General features: G+C 52.3%; 19 protein-coding genes. 7 read left to right on the top strand and 12 right to left on the bottom strand.

The annotated features are described in order from the left end of the window. Nucleotides 1-14: 14 nt before the first annotated feature. From D0B88_RS06235 to D0B88_RS06250, 4 genes are all read left to right on the top strand, one after another. Nucleotides 15-1,007, top strand: coding sequence for a sulfate ABC transporter substrate-binding protein (locus D0B88_RS06235; RefSeq protein ID WP_151055929.1), 993 nt, complete (start codon nucleotides 15-17; stop codon nucleotides 1,005-1,007). 97 nt (nucleotides 1,008-1,104) lie between these two features. Next, nucleotides 1,105-1,986, top strand: a complete 882-nt coding sequence (gene cysT, locus D0B88_RS06240; protein WP_225318560.1) for a sulfate ABC transporter permease subunit CysT — start codon at nucleotides 1,105-1,107, stop codon at nucleotides 1,984-1,986. A 2-nt stretch (nucleotides 1,987-1,988) separates the two neighbouring features. Then, complete coding sequence (gene cysW, locus D0B88_RS06245; protein ID WP_151055931.1) at nucleotides 1,989-2,885, top strand: sulfate ABC transporter permease subunit CysW; 897 nt, start codon at nucleotides 1,989-1,991, stop codon at nucleotides 2,883-2,885. A 184-nt stretch (nucleotides 2,886-3,069) separates the two neighbouring features. Then, nucleotides 3,070-4,128: a sulfate/molybdate ABC transporter ATP-binding protein gene (locus D0B88_RS06250; protein WP_151055933.1), complete on the top strand. Its 1,059-nt coding sequence runs from the start codon at nucleotides 3,070-3,072 to the stop codon at nucleotides 4,126-4,128. 50 nt (nucleotides 4,129-4,178) lie between these two features. Here D0B88_RS06250 and D0B88_RS06255 read toward each other — a convergent pair whose 3' ends face one another. Next, a complete protein-coding gene (locus tag D0B88_RS06255) occupies nucleotides 4,179-4,793 on the bottom strand; it encodes a LysE family translocator (RefSeq protein ID WP_007645310.1) in 615 nt (204 codons plus the stop codon). Nucleotides 4,794-4,894: 101 nt separating this feature from the next. On the opposite strand from D0B88_RS06255, the gene D0B88_RS06260 reads away from it, so the two are divergent. Both D0B88_RS06260 and D0B88_RS06265 read left to right on the top strand, forming a co-directional pair. Further along, nucleotides 4,895-5,239 (top strand): hypothetical protein, encoded by a 345-nt coding sequence (locus tag D0B88_RS06260; protein ID WP_007645309.1) that lies wholly within the window; start codon nucleotides 4,895-4,897, stop codon nucleotides 5,237-5,239. A 324-nt stretch (nucleotides 5,240-5,563) separates the two neighbouring features. Continuing rightward, complete coding sequence (locus D0B88_RS06265) at nucleotides 5,564-6,025, top strand: nuclear transport factor 2 family protein (protein ID WP_151055935.1); 462 nt, start codon at nucleotides 5,564-5,566, stop codon at nucleotides 6,023-6,025. An 83-nt stretch (nucleotides 6,026-6,108) separates the two neighbouring features. Here the strand turns inward: D0B88_RS06265 and pelA are convergent, their stop codons facing one another. The 10 genes from pelA to dksA all read right to left on the bottom strand — a co-directional run bounded on the left by pelA (nucleotide 6,109) and on the right by dksA (nucleotide 17,986). Further along, nucleotides 6,109-7,308, bottom strand: a complete 1,200-nt coding sequence (gene pelA / locus D0B88_RS06270; RefSeq protein WP_151055937.1) for a pectate lyase — start codon at nucleotides 7,306-7,308, stop codon at nucleotides 6,109-6,111. A 168-nt stretch (nucleotides 7,309-7,476) separates the two neighbouring features. Continuing rightward, nucleotides 7,477-8,319: a 3-methyl-2-oxobutanoate hydroxymethyltransferase gene (panB, locus tag D0B88_RS06275; RefSeq protein ID WP_007645306.1), complete on the bottom strand. Its 843-nt coding sequence runs from the start codon at nucleotides 8,317-8,319 to the stop codon at nucleotides 7,477-7,479. 37 nt (nucleotides 8,320-8,356) lie between these two features. Further along, nucleotides 8,357-9,040, bottom strand: coding sequence for a deoxynucleoside kinase (locus tag D0B88_RS06280; protein WP_007645305.1), 684 nt, complete (start codon nucleotides 9,038-9,040; stop codon nucleotides 8,357-8,359). 18 nt (nucleotides 9,041-9,058) lie between these two features. Then, the gene (gene folK / locus D0B88_RS06285; RefSeq protein WP_151055939.1) at nucleotides 9,059-9,550 is read right to left on the bottom strand and encodes a 2-amino-4-hydroxy-6-hydroxymethyldihydropteridine diphosphokinase; all 492 of its coding nucleotides are present in this window, start codon (nucleotides 9,548-9,550) and stop codon (nucleotides 9,059-9,061) included. 3 nt (nucleotides 9,551-9,553) lie between these two features. After that, on the bottom strand, nucleotides 9,554-10,933 hold the full coding sequence (gene pcnB / locus D0B88_RS06290; protein WP_151055941.1) for a polynucleotide adenylyltransferase PcnB: 1,380 nt from the start codon (nucleotides 10,931-10,933) through the stop codon (nucleotides 9,554-9,556). Between the two features lie 826 nt (nucleotides 10,934-11,759). Then, nucleotides 11,760-13,169, bottom strand: coding sequence for a sigma-54 dependent transcriptional regulator (locus tag D0B88_RS06295; RefSeq protein WP_151055943.1), 1,410 nt, complete (start codon nucleotides 13,167-13,169; stop codon nucleotides 11,760-11,762). Between the two features lie 85 nt (nucleotides 13,170-13,254). Beyond that, a complete protein-coding gene (locus D0B88_RS06300; protein WP_151055945.1) occupies nucleotides 13,255-16,224 on the bottom strand; it encodes an ATP-binding protein in 2,970 nt (989 codons plus the stop codon). Between the two features lie 56 nt (nucleotides 16,225-16,280). Beyond that, the gene (locus D0B88_RS06305; protein ID WP_007645294.1) at nucleotides 16,281-16,463 is read right to left on the bottom strand and encodes a hypothetical protein; all 183 of its coding nucleotides are present in this window, start codon (nucleotides 16,461-16,463) and stop codon (nucleotides 16,281-16,283) included. A gap of 88 nt (nucleotides 16,464-16,551) precedes the next feature. Further along, on the bottom strand, nucleotides 16,552-17,502 hold the full coding sequence (gene gluQRS / locus D0B88_RS06310) for a tRNA glutamyl-Q(34) synthetase GluQRS (protein ID WP_151055947.1): 951 nt from the start codon (nucleotides 17,500-17,502) through the stop codon (nucleotides 16,552-16,554). A 40-nt stretch (nucleotides 17,503-17,542) separates the two neighbouring features. Further along, nucleotides 17,543-17,986: an RNA polymerase-binding protein DksA gene (gene dksA / locus D0B88_RS06315; protein ID WP_007645291.1), complete on the bottom strand. Its 444-nt coding sequence runs from the start codon at nucleotides 17,984-17,986 to the stop codon at nucleotides 17,543-17,545. Nucleotides 17,987-18,244: 258 nt separating this feature from the next. Between dksA and sfsA the strand changes: the two genes are divergently transcribed. Continuing rightward, nucleotides 18,245-18,973 (top strand): DNA/RNA nuclease SfsA, encoded by a 729-nt coding sequence (sfsA, locus tag D0B88_RS06320; protein WP_151055949.1) that lies wholly within the window; start codon nucleotides 18,245-18,247, stop codon nucleotides 18,971-18,973. Here sfsA and D0B88_RS06325 read toward each other — a convergent pair. Continuing rightward, nucleotides 18,936-19,877 (bottom strand): DMT family transporter, encoded by a 942-nt coding sequence (locus D0B88_RS06325; RefSeq protein WP_151055950.1) that lies wholly within the window; start codon nucleotides 19,875-19,877, stop codon nucleotides 18,936-18,938. The genes sfsA and D0B88_RS06325 overlap by 38 nt on opposite strands. Nucleotides 19,878-19,880 lie beyond the last annotated feature (3 nt).

The raw sequence follows: 19,880 nt of genomic DNA on the forward strand, positions 1-19,880 counted from the left end.
AGCGAGAAAAAATTATGAAATTATTTGCACAATCGGCCGCCGTATTGGTGGCCAGCTTAATTAGCGTCAGCGTTTTTGCCAAAGACATTACGCTGCTGAATGTTTCTTACGATCCTACGCGCGAACTCTATCGCGAATTCAATGCGGCCTTTGCCAAACACTGGAAAGAAAAAACCGGCGACAACGTCAAAGTGGATCAATCCCACGGCGGTTCCGGTGCGCAATCGCGCGCGGTAATCGATGGCTTGCGTGCCGATGTGGTGACACTGGCACTCGCGGGTGATATCGATCCTATAGCCAAGATTGGCGGTTTATTGCCAGAGGATTGGGTAACGAAATTGCCCAACAACAGCGCGCCTTATACCTCCACGATTGTATTTTTGGTACGCAAAGGCAACCCAAAAAATATTAAGGATTGGGACGATCTGGTGAAGAAGGGCGTAGAAGTTATTACGCCAAACCCTAAAACCTCAGGCGGTGCGCGCTGGAATTATTTAGCCGCTTGGGCCTTTGCAAAAAAACAGGGTAAAGACGACGCTGGTGCGCAGGAATTTGTTCGTCAATTGTTTCAAAACGTTCCCGTATTAGATACCGGCGCACGCGGCTCAACAACCACCTTTGTGCAACGCGGTATTGGCGATGTGTTGCTGACTTGGGAAAACGAAGCGTTTTTGGCAATCAACGAATTGGGTGAAGACGAAGTAGAAATTGTGGTGCCGAGCATTTCCATTTTGGCTGAACCATCGGTGGCGGTGGTCGATAAAAATGCAGCCGCCAAAGGCAATGCCGAGGTTGCCAAAGCTTACTTGGAATACCTTTACACCAAAGAAGGCCAAAACCTGGCGGCCAAACATTATTACCGCCCACGCGACCCGCAAGTTGCCGAAGTTTATGCGAATACATTTCCAAAACTGGATTTAGTCACCATCGACGATTTTGGCGGTTGGGTAAAAGCACAGCCATTTCATTTTGGCGATGGCGGAATTTTCGATCAGATTTATCAATAAAACCAATCCCCTCCAGCCCTCCCTTTTGAAAAAGGGAAGGCTGGGGAGGGATTAAATAATCTGTTTCCTGACCACAGGTACAAAAAGAGATTTATCGATGAGTGAAACTTCCGCGTCAATACTGGCAACGACGCCAGTCGTTTTCCCCAAAAACCCCTGGGTTAAAAAAAGTGTATTACCCGGTTTTGGTTTATCCCTTGGCCTTGCTGCACTTTATGCCAGTTTAATTGTATTTATCCCACTCGCGGGTCTCGTGATCAAATCATTGGAACTCAGCTGGCCTGAACTCTGGGCGGTGGTGAGCAATGCACGCGCGCTAGCCAGTTATAAACTCACTTTTGGTGCAGCGTTTGTGGCTGCCAGTTTGAATTTATTGTTCGGTTTTATCGTCGCCTGGGTATTGGTGCGTTACCAATTTTTTGGCAAACGCGTGGTGGATGCTTTGGTGGATTTACCCTTTGCATTACCCACCGCTGTCGCCGGTATTGCACTCACCGCGCTTTACACCACCAAAGGTTGGGTAGGGCAGTGGTTTTGGTTGGCGGATATCAAAATCGCCTACACCTGGATTGGTGTCACCGTGGCATTAACCTTTATTGGTTTGCCGTTTGTGGTGCGCACTGTGCAGCCAGTACTCGCTGATTTGGAAGCGGAAATTGAAGAGGCAGCGGCGAGTTTAGGGGCATCGCGCTGGCAAACCTTTAAGCGCATTTTATTGCCCGCACTCTTGCCTTCACTGTTAACCGGTTTTGCTTTGGCGTTTGCGCGTGCCATTGGTGAATACGGTTCAGTGGTTTTTATTAGCGGCAATATGCCCTACAAAACGGAAATCACCCCACTACTGATTATGACCAAGCTGGAAGAATTTGATTACGCCGGTGCGGCCGCACTCGGTACCGTCATGTTGATTTTCTCCTTCGTGTTGTTACTGCTCATTAACCTGCTCCAACATTGGAGCCATAAGCGCACAGGAGGTTAATCATGGCCGGTGCTGTTTCATCGTTCGGCGCGCAAAAAATTGCGGCGCGCAATTCTGCTACTAGCGAAGCGCCTTGGGTGCGGGTGGTATTAATTGCTGTTGCGCTTACGTTTTTAACGCTGTTTTTATTTTTACCTTTATTTGTCGTTTTTAGCGAAGCCTTTGCTAAAGGTGCAGGCGTTTATTGGGCGTCCATCACTGAACCTGCTGCAGCCCATGCCATTAAACTCACGTTGATCGCCGCGGCAATTGCGGTGCCCTGTAATTTAATTTTTGGTTTGGCCGCCGCCTGGGCAATCGCTAAATTTGAGTTTCGCGGCAAACAATTTGTGATCACGCTAATCGATTTGCCTTTTGCGGTATCGCCGGTAATTGCGGGTTTGATTTACATGTTGTTATTTGGTCGGCAGGGATTTTTTGGCGAGTGGCTGGGCGAAAACGATTATCAAATTATGTTTGCCATTCCCGGCATAGTGCTTGCGACGGTGTTTGTGACGTTTCCGTTTATCGCACGGGAATTAATTCCGTTGATGCAAGAGCAGGGCAAAGAGCAAGAGGAAGCGGCAATTACCCTGGGTGCCAGCGGTTGGAAAATGTTTTGGCGCGTGACCTTGCCCTCGGTGAAGTGGGCGCTGTTGTACGGCATGATTTTGTGTAATGCACGCGCCATGGGTGAGTTTGGTGCGGTGAGTGTGGTCTCGGGAAAAATTCGCGAGCAAACCAACACTCTGCCACTGCACATTGAAATTCTGTACAACGAATACCAGTTTGCAGCCGCATTTGCAGTTGCCTCGCTACTCGCGTTATTGGCATTGGTCACGCTGGTATTAAAAAGTTTGTTGGAGTGGAAAGCAGCGCGTGAACATGAATTGGCGGTGCGCGCGGCGAATGCGCAGTAGGCGCTCACTCGTGCAGAAAACCAGTCGCAGGTGCGAACCCCGATAAGCCATGTCAGACACGCTGTGAATACGTCCCTGTACGCTCAGCGTCGGCATCCTGCCTCCGATGGTCTGCCATAGCTTATCGCGCTTCACACAGAGAGATTTTTCCAGAATTCCCGAAAAATATTTATCGAGAAAACCTATGAGTATCGAAGTTAAAAACCTGCATAAAACCTTTGGCAATTTTACTGCCCTGAATAACGTCTCACTGGATTTTCCCTCCGGCGAATTGGTTGCACTGCTTGGCCCCTCCGGCTGCGGAAAAACCACCCTGCTGCGCATTATCGCCGGGTTGGAAAACCCCGATGCAGGCAGTGTGCATTTTCATGGGGAAGACGCTACTAATGTGCATGTGCGCGAACGCAATGTCGGTTTTGTGTTTCAACACTACGCACTGTTCCGGCACATGACTGTCTTCGATAACGTCGCTTTTGGTTTAACCGTGCGCCCCAAAGAAACCCGACCTTCAAAAGAATTTATCAAAAAACGTGTGCATGAATTACTGGAGCTGGTGCAATTGGATTGGTTGGCGGATCGCTACCCACATCAATTATCCGGCGGGCAGCGGCAGCGCATCGCCTTGGCGCGCGCTCTGGCGGTTGAACCCAAAGTATTATTACTCGACGAACCCTTCGGTGCACTCGATGCCAAAGTGCGCAAGGATTTACGCCGCTGGTTGCGGCGCTTGCACGACGAACTGCACATCACGTCAATCTTCGTAACCCACGATCAGGAAGAGGCGATGGAAGTGGCCGATAAAATCGTGGTGTTAAACAAAGGCAATATCGAACAAATCGGTTCACCGGATGATATTTACAACAACCCCGCCAGTCCATTTGTGTACGATTTTATCGGCCAGGTAAATTTATTTCACAGCCGTGTCGATGATGGCTGGGCGCATATTGGCGATTACAAATTGCCCGCACCTGAATACCATCAGGTGAAAGGTCAATCCGCCGTTGCCTATGTGCGCCCGCACGATATTGAATTGAGTGAGAGTAATAGTGAAGGCGCAATTCCCGCGCGCGTTGCGCACGTGAGCACGGCAGGGTCGGTATTGCGTATTGAGTTATTGCATCAATTAAATAATGACGTGCTGCATGTGGAGTTGCCGCGCGCGCAAGAGCGCAGTTTGAATTTAACGGTGGGTGCTGCACTCTATGCAAAACCTACGGCATCAAAAATATTTTTGCAGCCTTGATATTTTTGGGTCTGATTTTTTTGATCTTTTTCGATATTTTTTTTAATCAATTACAATTTACTGAATGCGAGTGCGATACCGGCAATAATTAATAAACCACCGGAAATCCAATTGAACCAGCGTTGGTGCTTCGGTGTTCCCAGCCAGTGCATAATACTGCGCCCGCCCAAGGCGTAGATGCTCATCCAAATAAAATCCATCAACACAAAAATAGTGGTGAGCAGTGCAAACTGCGGCGGCAAACTGTGGTTGATGTCGATAAATTGCGGAAAAAGTGCGCCGAAATAAATGAGCCCTTTAGGGTTGGTGACCGCAACGATAAATGCCCGGCTAAATAATTGTTGGCTGCGAATGGTGTGAGCGGCGAGGCTGGTATCCAGCGGCGCGGCACGCATCAGTTCAATACCTAAATACACTAAATAGGCCGCACCAATCCATTTAATACCATGGAAAATCCACTCGGCTTGTTCAGCGACAAAACCTAATCCCAGCGCTGACAACACCACCAATACCAAATTGCCCAGGGTGGCGCCTGCCATGGTGTAGAGGGATTTGGTAAAACCATAACGACCTGCATCGATCATGCAGGCGAGCATGACCGGGCCGGGGCTGGCGGAAACAATCAGGGTGATGCTGGTGAATAACCAGAGTTGTTCGAGTGACATAGCGGTTCCTTGGGCGAGGCGCGCAGTCTAGCAGAGCTGCGCGCAGCGTCGCTAAAGTCTTCTATACTCAAACGAAACTACAGACGGGTAATAGGTGATTTATGTCCAGCAACAGTATTTCAAATGCAATCCAGACACTTGAGGAGTTGCTCAATGGCTTGGATCAAGCTTATTGGGAAGCCAATAGTTTGGATCGCAAAGATTTTTTTTATGATTTGATTAGTGCTTTGCATGCCGAGTTATCGGAGTTGAATAAATTGAGTGTGCAGGATCATCACCTGGAGTATGAGTCGGTCACTGAAGAATTTCGCGCCGCGCGGCCTAAACTCAGTCGCCTGCGTAAATTGGTGGATGACTTTGCCCTGCGTTCAACCACAGCCGTGCGCCTTGAAAATTTGATTAATCAAACACTGGTATTGATGGGACGCAATAGCGGGCTGCTGTAAACGGCTGCAGCCGTGGTTTGAAGTTATAGCCATTTCGTATGAGTCAGTTTTGGTTATTGCAAAATAATTTAAACATTATCAGACAAAAACTGGCAATGAACAAAAAGCGAACAATACTTGAATAACCGGAAGCAAATAGTTCCTGTGAGCGCAAGGTTTTTTGGTTGCCTCATTGATGTAGGAATGGGTAGTGCTTTTGGGCGGGTTTTAAAGGCCCGGTTTGGATTCCCCTTTATTTGTTATCTAGTATGGTCTTGGCCGGCATCTTATGGTGTCGGCTTTTTTTTATGTGTTATTTTTGCCTTTTACTTGTGGAATCTGTTCATGGAAAAACGATTATTGATGGCAGCGCTGGTTGCCTGGCTGTGGGGAAATCAGGCCGCCGCCCAAGACTGTTTGAAGACTGAGGCACTAGTGGCCCTGGATGCGCGCTATGAAACGGCACTGCAACGTGGCGATGCGGATTTTTTGCAGACCCTGTTAGCTGCCGAATTTTATTGGGTACATAACCTTGCCAGCCTCAAAGAAGATAAGGCGGCATTAATCGCGCGGGTGAAGCAGCCGACCGAGCAGGCCAAGCAGCGCCGTTCCCATGACATCACCGCCCAGCGCCTTGGTAATACTGTCGTGCTGCAGGGCTTAAGCAGTGTGGATAAATGGAATGACGACGGCAAAACCCACCGCACCTCGCGCTATCAATTTATGCGCACCTATGTAGCAGTGGAGGATGAATGCAAGTTGTTGGCGGTACAAACAATGAAAGTGTGGTCGAGTGACAGCCAGTAAGTCTGCTCGCAGCGACTATCAGCAAATTAATAAGGCGCCACCGGGGCGCCTTATTATTTCCACTGATTTCCGTCAGTAACAAGCTATTGCGCGCGTGGGTATTTCTTTGCCCACTTCGCATAATGTTTCAGGATTTTGTTGGGCGATGTGGCATACCAGGCATAACCTTCACGGCGCTCTTTGGATACTTTACCTACCTCGTAGTGGATTGCGCCATCGCGGTCGCCAAAAATGGGCTTGTTGCTGCCCAACTCGTAAAACCGCGACCACATGGGTGGGGCATTAGGGTCGTCTTTCAGGTCTGCATCGCCGCGTACCCATACCTTGCCGGTAATTTTGGTAGCGTCATACCAGTCCGCTGCCGCATGAACCGATTCAATAACTTCCGCACTGGGGTTTTCCAATCCCATAAAGAACTCCACCATCCATACACTTTCCGCGCTGGTGAGCGAGGCCATTTCATAGGCGCGCGCTTTGGCGGGCATCAGTGTGAGTGGATCGTGTTGTGCACCCCACACGGTGGCTTTGCCGTTGACTAATACCTGGGTATTCAGCGCGCACTGGATGGCTTTATCCAGACTTTGTTGTGCCAGCTGGCGCTGCGCCGGGGAGACAAAGGCGTAATCGCCTTCACCCTTGGCAATATCGCGCAACAGGAACATCAGGTTCACCATCAGCGAATCGTTATAGGTGATGTAGTTGTGGTAATCGCCCACCAGCGGATAGTTTTGTGGCCAGCCGCCATTGGGGTACTGGGCGTCAAGGATCAGCTGCAGGCCGCGCGCAAATGCATCCTGATAGGCCTTGTCACCGGTAGCGCTATAGGCTTTGGCCAGCAGCGTCATTTGAGTGCTGGTGGCGCCATTATCAAAGGTGGGGATGTAGCCTTTTTCGCTGCCAAAGGCCATGCCTGGTTGGCGTGCTTTAGTCATGTCGGTGCGTTTGGACCAGCCCCCTGAGGGCGTTTGCAGCGAGAGTATGGCGGCCATTGTCGCCTTGCCCTCGGCACTTTTAAACCAGGGTGCGGGCTGGTTGGGTTCAAAGCCAAATTCTTTGGTGTAAGCAGGTTGCAGAGGCTTTTTTAAACCGAGGCGTTTTATCTCGGTGCGGATAAAATCATTGTCCAGTTTGCGCAGCTCGTCGGAGCGCGCCATGTAGGTTTGCCACTGCGCATCTACTGCGGCTTGGGCTGGTGCAGCGCTGTTTGCCGGTGCGGCGGCGAGCGCGAGGGGTAGCTGGCAAAGGGCGACCAATGCCAGAGCGAGTTTTAGCGATAAATGCATATTAAATACCTTAGTTGATAATCCCCATGCGTCTGTGCGCGATGAGTGGGTGATTCGTTAACTGCTTTTTTGTAATCGTTGCAGTTACCAAGGTATTGACCGAAACCATGCCGAATGGTGGGGGATACTGGTCGCCCTATGCTGGCGGCCATGTTGTGAAAACCTAGTTTAGAGGAAGATGTTGTCATCGCCAGGGAATAAACCTGACTTTACATCGGCCACGTATTTTTGCATGGCGCCGGGAATATCCTGGGCTTCCAGCAAAAAGTTTTTGGAAAATTTGGGCGGCTGCTCGGTGAGGCCGAGAATATCGTTAATCACCAATACTTGCGCATCGGTATCGCGCCCGGCGCCTATGCCGACCACCGGGATGGCGATCTCGCGGGTAATGCGCGCGGCCAGAGCGGCGGGTACACACTCTAACACCAGCAAATCGGCGCCGGCTTCGGCGAGTAATTTAGCGTCGGCGAGAATTTTTTCAGCGCTTGCCGCATCCCGCCCTTGTACCCGGAAACCGCCAAATTTATTGACGGATTGCGGGGTTAACCCCAGGTGCGCGCACACCGGCACGCCGCGTTCGGCGAGCATGCGCACGGTATCGGCCAGCCAGGCGCCGCCCTCGAGTTTTACCATCTGCGCGCCCGCTTGCATGATGCGCATACAGTTGCGCATGGCATCGTCCGGCGTGGCGTAGGTCATAAACGGCAGGTCGCCAATAATGAGCGACTTTTTGTTGCCGCGCGCCACCGCTTCAACGTGATAAATCATCTGCTCCATAGTGACTGGAATGGTGCTGTCGTACCCCAGCACCGTCATGCCCAGGGAGTCGCCCACCAAGACTACTTCCACGCCGCAGCGCTGAGCCATCGCGGCCATATGCGCGTCGTAAAGTGAGATCACCACAAACTTTTCACCGCTGGCTTTGAGTTTGTACAAGGAGTTGGTGGTGATGTTTTTTACCAGTGCGGTATTGGCCGTGGAGGTGCCGCTATTGATCGTTGCGTAGGGCATAGTCTGCTCCCCAAATAAAGTGTGAGCCGCGGCTAAATTACAGTGCGGGCACCGGATTGTAATAGTGGCGACCACTTTTAATGGTCAGGATATATTGCACCAGCTGTTTAAAGTGATCGCGATTTTGCGCCAGGTTTAAATCCTTGGCGTTCACAATCAGCAGTGGTGCGCCGTCGTAAAAATGAAAAAATTCGGTGTAGGCATCACTGAGTGCTTTTAAATAATCGGCGCTGATATGTTGCTCGGCGCTGATACCGCGCTGGCGAATGCGCTCCAGCAATACATCGAGTGGTGCCTGCAAATAAATCACCAGATCCGGGCGCGGGGCATTAATAACCAGCTTGTCGTAGACCTGGCGATAGATATTTAATTCGTCGTCATCGAGTGTGGTGCGCGCAAACAACTGGTCTTTCTCAATTAAAAAATCAGCCACGCGCACCGGCTCAAAAATATCGTCCTGACGCAGCGCCTGCAGCTGATTGGCGCGCTGGAATAAAAAGAATAATTGGGTGGGCAGGGCGGTGGATTTGGGGTCGCGATAAAAACGCTCCAGAAACGGATTCTCTTCCGGTTGTTCGAGGAGGGTGTCGTAATTAAAGAGTTGCGCAATATTGCGTGCCAGTGTGGTTTTACCCACCCCAATGCAACCCTCTACCGCGATATAGCGCGGCAGTTGGGTGTTGGTTAAATCCAGACCGAGTTCTTCAAATACAGCGTCCACGATAACTCCTTGCAGCAATCAACACTCAGATGGGGATGGCAATTTAGTCAGGCCATCAGGGGCACACTGGTGTAACCAGTTGCTCAATTGGCTGCCATCCGGCAGGTGTAATTCAGGGGTGATATCTGCCAGCGGGTAGAGCACAAAACTGCGCTGGGTAAGGTAGGGGTGAGGCACCGTCAAGCGCTCATGGGCGATAACTAGATCGCCATAGAGCAGCAGATCCAAATCCAGGGTGCGCGGCCCCCAGTGCTCAATGCGCACCCGCTGGTGCGCCTGCTCAATGGCTTGCAGCGCGTCCAGTAGGGCGAGTGGCGCCAATTGGGTATCCAGCAGCGCAACGGCATTAATAAAGTCGGGTTGCGCGGGGCCGACCGGCTTGCTGCTGTAGATCGCAGAGCGTTCAAGCAGCTGTGTGTCCGGCAGTGCCGATAGCTCATCAAAGGCGCGTGTTACCTGCGCCAGTGGATCCTCCAGATTGCTGCCCAGACCAATATAGGCCAGCGTCATGGTTTATTCGTTCCCGCCGGGGGCGGCGGCCGGTTTGCGTGGGCGGCGACGGCGCGGTTTGCTCGCACTTTTTGGGCTTTGTTTGGCCAGGTTTTTCACCATCTCTTCGCGTTCTTCGTCGTTGGCGGTTTGGTAATTGGTCCACCATACCCCCAAGCCATCCAGCGCTTCACCAGCGGCTTCGCGCATTAACAAGAAGTCGTAAGCCGCGCGAAAGCGGGGATGATCCAGTGTGCGCAGGGCGCGCATTCCCAGACGGCTGGGCAGGCGCTGTTGCAAATCCCAAATTTCACGCATCGGAATCAGAAAGCGTTTGGGGATAGCGGTGCGGGTCAATTGCAGGTTCACCGTATTTTGTGCCGCTTGTGACCATGCCTGGGTATGCGGCATCTGACTGCTCAATACCTTGAACTGTTGTTGCAGTGCGGGCCAGAGTAACGCGGCATAAATAAACGCGGGAGTGACGGTTTTGCCGCTGCGGACACGTTTGTCAGTATTAATCATGCACTGTTCAATCAGGTTAGCGCCAACTTCATCGCCAGCCTTGAGTGCCTTGTCGGTACCTGGGAGCAGGTGGACCAGCAAATCATAATCGCGCATCAGTGCAAAAGTGGCTGTGGCCGAGCCATTGAGGAATAGTTTGAGTACCTCCTCAAACAGGCGTGCATCGGACACATTGAGTAATAAGCCGCCCAGTTCGCGGATGGGTTTGGCGGTATTGGGCTCCAACGTAAAACCGAGTTTGGCGGCAAAACGCAGCGCGCGCAGTATGCGCACCGGGTCTTCTTTGTAGCGGGTGGCCGGGTCACCAATCATGCGCAGGGTGCGGGTTTTGAGGTCGCTCATTCCATCGCAGTAATCGATAACCGAGAAATCTTTCAAGGTGTAATAGAGGGCGTTGACCGTAAAGTCGCGGCGCATTGCATCGGTTTCAAGTGTACCGTACACATTATCGCGCAGCAGCATGCCATCTTCGCTGCGGGCGGCATGTTGGGAGCTGTCGTCGTGATGGCCGCGAAAGGTAGTTACCTCGATGACTTCGCGCCCCATACGCACATGCACAATCTGGAAGCGGCGACCAACAATGCGCGCGCTGCGGAAAATACGTTTGACTTCATCGGGGGTGGCGTTAGTGGCCACGTCAAAATCTTTCGGGTGACCGCCCAGCAACAAGTCGCGTACACCGCCGCCCACCAGATAGGCAGCAAAACCGGCATCTTCCAATTGTTTGATAATTTTGATGGCGGCAGAACTAATGTTCTTGCGCGAGATCGTATGTTGGTTGCGGGGAATTATTGCGGCGCCATCGCTGTTGCGCGAAATGGATGCCTTGGCGGAATCCTTGGTGCCGGAGGTGAAGAGGTTTAGCAAGCGTTTGAGCATGGTGTCTCGCTGGGGGGTTAGGCAGTCAGTTGCACAAGAGTCGCGAGTTTAGCAGATGAGTGAGGTTTTTTACGACCTTGACCGCTACTGCCAAGGTGATTCTGTTATCGCCAAAAGCCAAAATGGACAACCCAAAAAGCAAAACGGGAAAGCTTTCGCTTTCCCGTTGGAGGGAGCACCGAGGTGCTAATGGCATTCAATGGGGTGCTTCCGTGCCCATATCCAATCTCGCGTGCTATCCCATCCAGTGCCTGGTTTGTATCCGCTTTATTTTAGTGTCTTATTGCTCTTGTTTTCTAGCGTGGCCAATCTACGTCTAAGTTATTGTTTTCGTTATTATTATGTTATTTCTGTTGTTATTGTTTGTTGTTGTTATGTTCTTTTTTCCATTTCTTATTGTTTCTTGTTGTTATTTGTAATGTTCAGTTTTTTATTATCTATTGTTCTTATTTTGCGTTTCTTTCTGTTTTTTATTATTTGTTGTTGTTATTAGATTTTCACATTTAATTCTTATTGTTTGTTTTTGTTATGGCGCTCTAAAAGCAGTTGTTGTGCCAGAATTGAAAAGTTCAATGTAATCATATGGTTAACTTTTTCGTGGTGCGCCATATGTCTTTTGGTTATTTCGGACGGTTACATAATCGGTGTGCGATTGTTACCGGATATGGGGTGGGTAACAGTATTTTTGCGGTAACACCCACGTGACTGGGGGTAACGAATTGGCGTCTTATTCAACTTTATTGGCGTCAAAATCAAAAAATTGTGTCACTAAAATGAAAAATCCCCGCGAGCGGTTTGGCTGGCGGGGATTTTTTGTCTCTGGCGGTTATTTGCCGCTGCTGGCGCTCGCGCCGGCTTTGGTGCGGGGAATGCCAAGGCGCTGGCGGCGCTCCCACAGGCACTTGCGGCTCACACCCAGTTTGCGTGCCAGCTCGGTTTCGCTCATGGTGTCCTGATGTTCCAGTACAAAGCGCTGGAAGTAGTCCTCCAGGGATAAGTCTTCAGTAGCACTGCTGCCGTTACTGCGGCTAGCCAAACGTGCTGGCTCAAAAATGGAGCTGCCCGTGTTGTCATTCAGGTCTTGGGCGTCCATGTCGATGGAAAGCAGGTGATCGCCTATCTCAGTACTGTCTTCGCAGAGAATCACGGCGCGCTGCATGGCATTTTCCAGCTCGCGCACGTTGCCCGGCCAGTTGTAGCTCATGATGGCGTCCATTGCGTCAGACGATAATTTCAGTTGTGGCTTGCCAAACTGCGCACAGTAACGCTGCAGCAGGGATTCGGCGATGCTGATAATGTCGCGGCCGCGCTCACGCAGTGGCGGTAATTCCAGTTGCATCACGTTGATCCGGAAGTAGAGGTCTTCGCGGAATTTGCCTTCGCGCGCCAGTTTGCGCAAGTCGCGGTGTGTTGCTGCTACTAAGCGCACATCTACCTTGCGCGATTCCACCGAGCCCAGTGGGCGCACTTCTCCCTCTTGCAGTACGCGTAACAGGCGCGCCTGGGCTTCTAATGGTAGTTCGCCAATCTCATCAAGGAACAGGGTGCCGCCATCCGCTGCTGCAACCAGGCCTTCACGGTTGGTCGCAGCACCGGTAAAGGCGCCTTTTTCATAACCAAAGAGTTCGGATTCAATCAGGGTGTCGGGAATGGCGGCGCAGTTGACTGAGATCATCAGATGATTGTTGCGGTTGCTCTCTTCGTGCAGCGCGCGGGCAACAAGCTCTTTGCCTGTGCCGGTTTCGCCATGGATCAATACAGTGGCGTTGGTGGGGGCGATTTTATGGATGCGGTTGTACAGGTCCTGCATCACATCGCTGGTGCCAATCATGCCGGCAATGGTAGTACTTGCAGTTTGGGTGCTGTTGGCGGCCTTATTTGCCGCTTTGGCTTTGCCGATTACGCGTTTAACGGCATTAACCATCTCGTCGTGGTCGAAGGGTTTGGCGATATAGTCCACTGCGCCCATGCGCATGGAGTCTACTGCTGAGCGCAAGCTGGCATAGCTGGTCATGATGAGTACGGGAGTATCACCTGCCAATTTGATCAGGTCGGTGCCCGGTGCACCTGGCAAGCGCAGGTCGCTGACTATTAGATCGAAATCCTTGAGTTGGAATTTGGACGTGGCCTCTTTGACTGACGGCGCTTCGCTGACCTCGTACTGGTTGCGCTCAAGCAGTTTGCGCAGCGCGGTACGGATGATGGTTTCGTCTTCAACAATCAGAATCTTACTCATAGCTATCCGGGTCTTGCGTTAAGTGTTACTGGTCAATAGCTTGCAAAATAGTCTTGCAAGTCGCTGGTTTTGTTCACTTTCCAGGTCAGGCATCCATGAATGAATCCAGATGGCGCGGCAGTGTAATCTCAAAACGGGCGCCGCGATTGTGAACGGTATCGGCGGGGCTGATGATGTCCATATGGCCGCTATGGTCTTCAATAATGCTGTAGACCATGGCCAATCCAAGCCCTGTACCTTCACCGGGTTCTTTGGTGGTGAAGAAGGGTTCGAGAATGCGCTCAATCAGTTCGGGCGGAATACCATGCCCCTCATCGGTAACAAAAACTGTTACCGAATCCTCATCTTCGTTACTTTCAAGCATAACACGCCCTTGCTCCGGGCTGGCATCCCGTGCGTTAGATAAAAGGTTTATAAAAACCTGAATCATCCGCTGTGCATCGCCGGCAATAATGGCGGTTTTGGGGATGTCATTGCAAAACAGTACCTGGTTTTTATCCTTTTGCAGCGAGAGCAGGTGGATGGCTTCATTGGCGCAGTCGCGCAGGGAGACGGCTTCAAATTCGGTCTTGCTGGCGTGACCGGCGTGGGAGAAGCTCACCAGCGATTGCACAATACGGCCGACGCGGTCGGTCTGGCTAAGGATCTGCTCCGCGGTTTCCAACACTTCCGCAGGGTCGGTGGAATCGTACTTCAAATTTTGCGCGAGGCAGGCGATACCAGTGATTGGGTTGCCAATTTCATGGGCGACACCCGCCGCGAGACGACCAACCGACGCGAGCCGCTCCGAATGCACTAGCTCTTGCTCCAATAATTGGGTCTCGGTCACATCTTCCAGCAGCATTACCTGGTCGTACACGCCCGCCGTAATGGTGCCTTCAATATTGGCTTTGTGCAGGCTGATCCAGTGTGGGCGATTGTCCAGCTCTATCTCGCGGCGATAGAAATGCGGCTCGTTGCTTTGGCTGAAGTCGATTAATAGGCTGCACCAGGGTTCGGGAATATCCTCCAGATAGGAACCCGTAACATCGCCGCTGGGGATGCCCGTCAATTCCGCCATGGCGCGGTTCCACATCAGCACTTCCATGTCGCGCCCGAGCGAGCAGACCGCCATCGGCAATTCTTCCAGGGTTTTGCGGTGATAGAGACGCAAGGTATTGAGTTCCGCTGCCATACCGGTGAGGTGTTCGCGGTATTCAGAGAGGCGGCTTTCAATCAGGTTGATGTCCACGGTGTTGTGGGTTTCGGCCACTACATGGGGGATGTACTTGTCCATAATCTCGCTGGCGACGTGAATCCCCATCAGGCTCGACAGGTTGCCCTCGATCTGGTCGCGCAGGCGACGCAGGGCGTAGGGGCGGCGTTCGTCGATACCCAAACTCAGTTCTTTGAGGGCGATATCCACCTCGCGACTGGCGGTAACTTTGCCTAACGGTTTGGCAAGACGATGTTTGAATTCGGCGGCGGAGTGTACATCCAGCGCCTGGCGCACCGGGTGGCTCAGTTCATCAGCAGCACAGACATCGGCGCTGTATTGTTCGTCTTCCGTCTGGGTGGTTGCCAGGGATATCAATACAAAACAGAGCGTATTCAAACTGATCGAAATCAGGGTGACTTGGCTCCAGTATTCAATCCCTACCGGAATCGTCCAGTCATTAAAAGGAAGCGGGACAAACTCCAAGCCGGTCAACATGGGTAACAGCAGGCCTATAGCCCACACGCTGGTGCCGACAGCCAAACCGGCGATCACCCCGCGTCGGTTCCCCTTGCTCCAAAATACAATCGCAAAGGTGGCGGGCAGGAATTGCAAGGTTTCGATAAACGCAGTCATGGCTAAATGGGCGAGGCTGAAGCGGTTATCCAGAATCCAGTACAGCAGGTAAGCCCCGAGGAATATCGTGGCGATCAAAATCCGCCGCAGCCAGATGAGCTGGCTGTAGAGGTCGGTACGGGTGCGTAATTTCAGGCTTGGCAGCAACCAGTGGTTCATCACCATGGTTGAGAGCGCCAGAGAAATCACCACCATCGCCCCGGTTGCCGCCGACAAGCCACCAATAAAGGCGAGCAAGGTCAGCCCCGGCGAGTTGAACAAAATAGGAATACCCAGGGTGTAGTACTGCGGCGGTAATGGTACCGAGAGTTCAGTGCCTGCCCAGAGAATCGGGAAGATGGGTAGTGCCATCAGCAGCAGGAATAAGGAGAAGGCCCAGGTCACGGTATGCGAATTGCGCATCAGCGGGTTTTCTGCCAATCCCAAATGGAAGATATGGGGCATGGTAACGGCGGTGGCAACAAAGACCAGCAGCAAGGTGTGGGCCGAGTCGGTATGGATGGGGCTGTGCAGCAGTGCGAGATTTTCCGGGTGATCCAACAGCCATTGATCCAATCCTTCCAATCCGTCAAATACACCAAATACGGCCACCAGGCCGATGGCGCAGAGGGCACACACTTTGATCAGTGACTCAAAGGCCATGGCGGTAATCAGGCCGCGGTGTTGGTCGCGATTGGCGCCGAAAGAAATGGTAAAAAAGGCCAAAATGGCGCAGTAGCACAGCGCCATTAAATCCTTGAAGGTTAGACCCGTGCCCTGCAGCGGCAGCGCGGGGTTACCGCTTACAGTGAGGATATGCATGGTGTCGGCAATCGCCTGAATTTGCAGTGCCATCAGCGGCAAAATACCGCACAGCATACAAAGGGTGGTTAGTGCCCCAACGCTGTGGCTGTGGTAGCGAAATACCAGCAGGTCGGCCAGCGAATGCACTTGATGGCGGCGGGCCAGTTCTGCCAAGGGCGCCAGCGCCACGGGGGCAAACAAAAATAATGCACCGGTGCCGATGTAATAAGCCAATGCACCGTAACCGTATTGAAAGGCGAGATCGATTACCCCGTAAAACGCCCAGGCGCTGGCAAAAATACCCAGCGACAAAATATAAGTGATGGGGTGGGAGGTGACTGCTTCGGGAATCCAACCGCGCTCGGTGATATAGGCAATGCCAAATAGCAACAATAGATAGCAGAGACCGATTAGCGCCACTTGGCTGAGATCAAATGTCATTGGGTGATGTTCTTATAGGTAGTTGGTTTCAATTCGGTTAGATCGCGCTTCCGGTGTTAATCAAAGTCGTGATAGTTCTTGCGTCGGGTCTGCATAATAAAAGCCACCACTATTACCCCAACCCACACAATATAGGGCCGATACCAGGCGCCTTGGGGGTCGAGAATCCAATTGAACAAGCTGGGTGAAAATATGTAGGCCACCAGCAGGAGCAAGATAACCAGGCGTTGATTGTTCATAAGTCTGTTTCCTGTTAGCGCTGACCTGCGAGCGGGTGCATAGTGATGGCTTGTAGCGCTGTGGTTGGCCGGTGGTCAATTGGTGTTGTTATTCTTCTTGGTACAGATGGCCAAGGCCGGTAATCACATGGCGTCGCCAATGGGTTTGTGCCCAGCTGAGTAGTTCGCTGGTAGAGGCGCGCGCCAAATCAACAGGGGGATTCTGCCCTAAAAAGCCTAGCCCATGCCACAGATTCCTGCTCGCTTGTGCTGAGTCGATAGCCTTGGCGTGATTTTGTTTGCTTAGCTTCTGACCATTAGATTGTAGCGCGAGTGGCACATGGCCAAAGGCGGGCGTTGGTGCATCGAGCAAGTTGAACAGAAATAGCTGGCGTGCGGTCACCTCCAGTAGATCGCTGCCGCGAATAATATGGGTGATTTGTTGGTGGATATCGTCCACCACTACCGCCAGTTGATAGGCATAAAAGCCATCGCGCCGCTTGAGGATTTGATCGCCCGCCTGGGTGCGCAGGTTTTGGGTTTGCTGCCCTTGGATCAAATCCTCAAAAGTCACCCACTCAGTCTGTGGGCGATGGGGAATGTCGTAGAGTTTCAGGCGAATGGCGTAGGGCTTGGCAATATCCACTTGCCGGTGGCGACAGCGGCCATCGTAAATACCGCCCATCGCTGCTAATTCCTGACGCGAGCAACCGCAGGGGTAGGCCAGATTTTGGGCGATCAACCACTCTAGGGTCTCCTGATAAGACTGATGGCGCGCGCTTTGGTAGAGCACTTGTTCATCCCACTGCAAACCGTGGTCTTCGAGTGTCTGCAAAATCAGGCTGGCAGCGCCGGGTTGTTCGCGCGGCGGGTCCAAATCCTCCATGCGTACCAACCATTGGCCATGATTGGCTTTGGCATCGAGATAACTGGCAAGCGCGCTGACCAGTGAGCCGAAATGCAGTGGGCCGCTGGGAGATGGGGCAAAACGTCCGCGATAGCGGGTGTTATCAAGCTTGGATGGCGTAACGCTGGGATCTATAGAGGGAGTGGCAGACATAATAAAAGAGGCGGGTGGCCCCGCCTCCGGCAAATCGGCCTTAGCCGCCGATTTGTTTTTCTTTGATTTCGGCGAGGGTTTTGCAATCCACGCACAGGGTAGCGGTTGGGCGCGCTTCAAGGCGACGAATGCCAATCTCTACGCCACAGGCATCGCAGTAGCCATAATCGTTGTTCTCGATCAGCTCCAGGGTGCTGTCAATCTTTTTAATTAATTTGCGTTCGCGGTCGCGGGTGCGCAGTTCGAGGCTGAATTCCTCTTCCTGGCTGGCGCGGTCGGCGGGATCGGGGAAGTTAGCCGCTTCGTCTTTCATGTGGCTAACGGTGCGATCTACTTCTTCCATCAATTCTGAGCGCCAGTTGAGCAGCAATTGTCTGAAGTGCAGCTTCTGGTTGTCGTTCATATACTCTTCACCTTTTTTCTCCACATAGGGAGTGAAAGGGCGGAGTGCGAAGGTTTCAGTAGAGGGAGATTTTTTCGCCATATGTAGCGCCTCGTAAGACATCCTGGATCATCGATCATCTGCACCAGGGGGTGGGCAGAATTAGAAGGGGGAGCAAGCTATCAGATAACAAATGCGAGTGCTAGCGTTTTTTCGCAGCTTTTGGCGCCGTTAGCTGTGTTGGCTTGAATCCTGTCCCGGGTTTTGTCCTAAACAAAAACTATAGCCGCAAAATGGTGCATTTGTGGTTCAATTTGCCACTTTTTTGTCACCTTATCGTTACACATCTGGCGTTAATTTATGGATCAGCAATCCGTTATACCTGTGTTTTACCCCGCGCAATTACTCAAGCGCTATAAACGGTTTCTCGCTGATGTGCGTCTGCCCGATGGCAGCGAAATCACTATTCACTGCCCCAATACCGGCTCGATGAAAAACTGTGTGCTGCCCGACAGCCCCTGCTGGTATTCAGTATCCGCCAGTAAAACCCGTAAATACCCGCAGACCCTGGAAGTAGTCAGCACGCCCGGCGGGCATCTGGCCGGTATCAATACCGCGCGCACCAATGAACTGGTGGGGGATGCGTTGGCGGTGGGGGTGATCCGCGAGTTGCAGGGTTACACGGCGATAAAACGCGAGGTGGTCTACGGCGATGAAAAATCGCGCATCGACTTTTTATTGTCAGGTCACCCGCAGGATGCGCGCCTCTGCTATCTGGAGGTAAAAAACGTCACTTTGATGGAAACGGAAGGGCAGGGTTATTTTCCCGATGCCGTGAGTGAGCGCGGCAGCAAACATTTGCGCGAATTGATGTTAATGGTGGCGCAGGGGCATAGAGCCGTATTGCTATTTTGTGTGCAGCATACGGGTATTCAACAGGTGAGCCCGGCGGATCATATCGACCCGGTTTATGGTGCGACTTTGCGCGCGGCGATAGCGGCCGGTGTGGAGGTAATCGCCTATGCGGCACAGATTAAGCCTGCACAGGGGCTCATAGTGTTGGATCAGTCGCTGCCGGTGCTGTATTAGCTTTTTTACCGCCAAAATTGATCACCGCTACTGCGCCTAAAATCAGAATAGTGGCGCTGAGCTCCGGCCAGCCGGGTTCTTCGCCCAGCAAATAAATGCTGGAGACCACCCCGATCAAGGGCGTCATCAGTGACGAGAGCGATGACACGCTCACCGGCACTAGCGTCACCAGGCGCACCCAGGCCCAGTAACAAAACATAAACGCGAAAAATACGTTGTACACCACGCCCCAGAGCGCGAGTGTGGAGGGCATGTGTTGTGGGGGGCCGTCTACCAGTGCGGCGGCGACCATAATGGGCAGGCTGGCGAGCAGCAGTAACCAGCCGGTGAGTACCACCGTGTTGAGCGGGATCTGCCAGAGTTTCATCAGCACAGTGCCAGCACCCCAGGACCAGGCGGCGGCAATCATCAGTAGCGCACCTACCAGCAATTGCAGGTTAAACGGGCCACTAAACCAGGCGATCAAGGATTCGCTCATCAGCGCGGCTATGCCACCAATCCCCAGTAACAGCGCACAACCAATTCGCAGGGTGAATTTGTCCTGCAGCACCCACACCGACAGCAGCACCGTCCAGATGGGCATGGTGTAACCCAGCAGTGCGGAGCGCCCGGCGGGCAGCAAGCTCAGGCCGTAGGTTGCCATTACATTCCAGCCGACGATATTGAGCAGGCACACCCACAGCAGTTTTTTGACATAACCCTTGGGCAGTGCCAGCGACAAACCTGACGCCCGCGCCAGCCCGAGAATGCCCAGCCCCCCAAAAAACAGGCAAAAGGCGCGAAAAGTCAGCGGTGGAATTTCGCTGATGATGAATTTCATGATGGGCCAGTTAATGCCCCAGCCAATGGCCAGACCAATTAACAATAAAATGCCTTCAATAGAAAGGCGCTGAGAGTGGGGCATGGG

Source organism: Cellvibrio sp. KY-YJ-3 (assembly GCF_008806955.1).
Lineage (GTDB): Bacteria > Pseudomonadota > Gammaproteobacteria > Pseudomonadales > Cellvibrionaceae > Cellvibrio.